The following is a 2,378-nucleotide window of genomic DNA, read 5'->3' as shown; positions in this document are numbered from 1 at the left end:
GGCACGCGCGAGTCGGAACAGCCGATCCACAGGTATTCCGGATGCTGCTGCTTGGCCAGCTGATGGAAGAAGTCCGGATCTTCCTTCTCGATCCGGTCAGCCCATTCGCGGTTGTTCTGCAGCAGCTTGTGGATGTCTTTCATGTTCGGGGTCCCTGACGTCGGGTGGGGGCAAGGCGCGGCCGTTCTGGTCGCGTCGTCGCGGGAAACAGAGCGCTCAGCTGCCTGCGGCGGCTTCGTCGCGATACCGGCGCATCCACTGCGCCAGTTCGGTGGAATGGGGATTGTCCAGGCGTTCCAGTTCGGTCATCACCGCCTGCTGGTTGGCCTCGGGGTGGTTCTGGCTCAGCTTCAGCGTCAGCTGCACCTGCTCGACGGTGAAGCGGAAGCCGACGATGCCGCGCAGCTGGCGGCGGTGGTCGTCACGCTCGGGTTCGAACCGCCAGTCCTGGCCGACGCTGGCTTCGAAGTGGTCGCCGGTATCGCTGACCAGTTGGGCCAGGGCATCGGTGTCGTCGAACGGCTGCAACTGGCCGCGCAGCTCGGCGGCGGCGTAGTTCCAGGTGGGCACCCGCGCGGCAGGCTCCTTGTCCGGGTACCAGCTGGCCGATACATAGCCATGCGGCCCCTCCACCAGCACCTTGGCCTCACCGCTGTGGCGTGCCTGCGGGTTGGCACGGGCCCAGTGGCCGCGCAGCTCGATGTGGTCGCCGTCGCGCTGGTACAGCACCGGCAGCCGGGTCAGTTCCGGCAGGCCATCGTCACCGGCGGTCAGCACGGTGACGAACGGATCACGCGCCAGCAGGCGATCCAGCCACAGCAGGTCGGTCTCGGCGAAAGCGCGCGGGGTGAACATCGGTTGGCCTCAGGCGCGGCTGCCGAGCGACTGCACCATGCGTCCGCGCAGGCCTTCGTCGCTGCCTGCCTGCGGTGGCTGCACTTCATGCAGCGAGAAGCCGCGCACCAGCGCATCTTCTTCATCCAGGCCGTCGTACTCGACGAACTCGGCATCAAACAGCTGCGAGCGGGCAGTGTCTTCGCTGTCGTAGCTCAGCGTATTGCCATCGCTGTCCAGCACTTCGGCGGTGCCGGCCTCGCGGATGCGCAGGCGTGCCCAGATCAGGGTGTTGCCGAGGCTGGCCAGCCACCAGCTGTCGCGGACGTGGGAAAGGTCGTTCATGTATGTCTTACCAGAGCGAGGCCAGCCAGAGCAGGGCAGCCATGCCCAGTCCGGCCAGCAGGGTCAGCAGCGATACCCAGGCGGGCGTCGCCAGCCCGGACAGCGAGCGGTCCGGCTGGGTGCGGTATTCGCGCCGCAGCAGCCAGCCCAGCGCATCGGGCTTGAGGAAGGCGCCACTGCCGAAGCGCTGCGCCAGCGCCGGATGGCGATCGCGCACATGCACCAGGGTCAGCGGCCAGAAAATCACGAAGGCACTGAACCCGGCCACTGCAACGCCGACGAAACACAGGGCGAAGAACAGGGTCATGGGGGCAGTACCTCCGTGGTCGTGCGTGTGGGCTTAGAAGTCCGCGCTGCCCGGGGCGCGCGGGTAGGGGATCGCATCGCGGATGTTGGACAGGCCGCAAACGTAGACCACCAGGCGCTCGAAGCCCAGGCCGAAGCCGGCGTGCGGTACCGAGCCGTAGCGGCGGAAATCGCGGTACCAGCTGTAGTGCTCGCGATCCAGGCCGAACTGCGCCATGCGTGCATCCAGCACGTCCAGGCGCTCTTCGCGCTGGCTGCCACCGATGATCTCGCCGATGCCCGGGGCCAGCACGTCCATTGCCGCGACGGTCTTGCCGTCATCGTTCAGGCGCATGTAGAAGGCCTTGATGTGCTCGGGATAGTTGGTCACCACCACCGGGCGACCGACGTGTTCCTCGGTCAGCCAGCGCTCGTGCTCGGTCTGCAGGTCCAGGCCCCATTCGACCGGGAAGTCGAACTTCTTTCCGGACTTCTGCAGCAGGCTGACCGCATCGGTGTAATCGATGCGTTCGAACGGCGCGTTGATGAAGTCTTCCAGCTTGGTGATCGCGTTCTTGTCCACGCGCTCGGCGATGAAGGCCAGGTCGTCGCCGCGCTCGTTGAGCACCGCGCGGAACAGGTACTTCAGGAATTCCTCGGCCAGACGTGCGTCTTCGGCCAGGTCGGCGAAGGCGATTTCCGGCTCGATCATCCAGAACTCCGCCAGGTGGCGGGTGGTGTGGCTGTTCTCGGCGCGGAAGGTCGGGCCGAAGGTGTACACCTTGCTCAGCGCCAGGCAGTAGGCCTCGACGTTCAGCTGGCCGGACACGGTCAGGAAGGTCTCCTTGCCGAAGAGTTGCGGACTTCGCCAAGCTTCAGCGGGCCCCGGAGCTGCAGCCCGCGGACTCATTGGG

General features: G+C 66.4%; 5 protein-coding genes. All 5 read right to left on the bottom strand.

All coding sequences use genetic code 11. The annotated features are described in order from the left end of the window. Positions 1-143 (bottom strand): carbonic anhydrase (locus AB4Y84_RS19575; protein ID WP_442250712.1); only part of this gene is annotated, 143 nt, incomplete at its 3' end. A gap of 73 nt (positions 144-216) precedes the next feature. After that, positions 217-855 carry an FMN-binding negative transcriptional regulator gene (locus tag AB4Y84_RS19570; protein WP_442244325.1) on the bottom strand — a complete coding sequence of 213 codons (639 nt, stop codon included), beginning with the start codon at positions 853-855 and terminating at the stop codon, positions 217-219. 9 nt (positions 856-864) lie between these two features. After that, positions 865-1,179 carry a hypothetical protein gene (locus AB4Y84_RS19565; protein ID WP_025876872.1) on the bottom strand — a complete coding sequence of 105 codons (315 nt, stop codon included), beginning with the start codon at positions 1,177-1,179 and terminating at the stop codon, positions 865-867. Positions 1,180-1,186: 7 nt separating this feature from the next. Continuing rightward, positions 1,187-1,486 (bottom strand): hypothetical protein, encoded by a 300-nt coding sequence (locus AB4Y84_RS19560; protein WP_006376524.1) that lies wholly within the window; start codon positions 1,484-1,486, stop codon positions 1,187-1,189. Between the two features lie 33 nt (positions 1,487-1,519). Next, positions 1,520-2,378: asparagine--tRNA ligase (gene asnS / locus AB4Y84_RS19555; RefSeq protein WP_442250711.1), on the bottom strand; the 859-nt coding region annotated here is incomplete at its 5' end.

The sequence above is a fragment of the Stenotrophomonas sp. 2YAF22 genome (assembly GCF_052114665.1).
Lineage (GTDB): Bacteria > Pseudomonadota > Gammaproteobacteria > Xanthomonadales > Xanthomonadaceae > Stenotrophomonas > Stenotrophomonas indicatrix.
The sequence above is the reverse complement of the archived record's forward strand: the minus strand, read 5'-3'. Positions and strand labels throughout refer to the sequence as shown.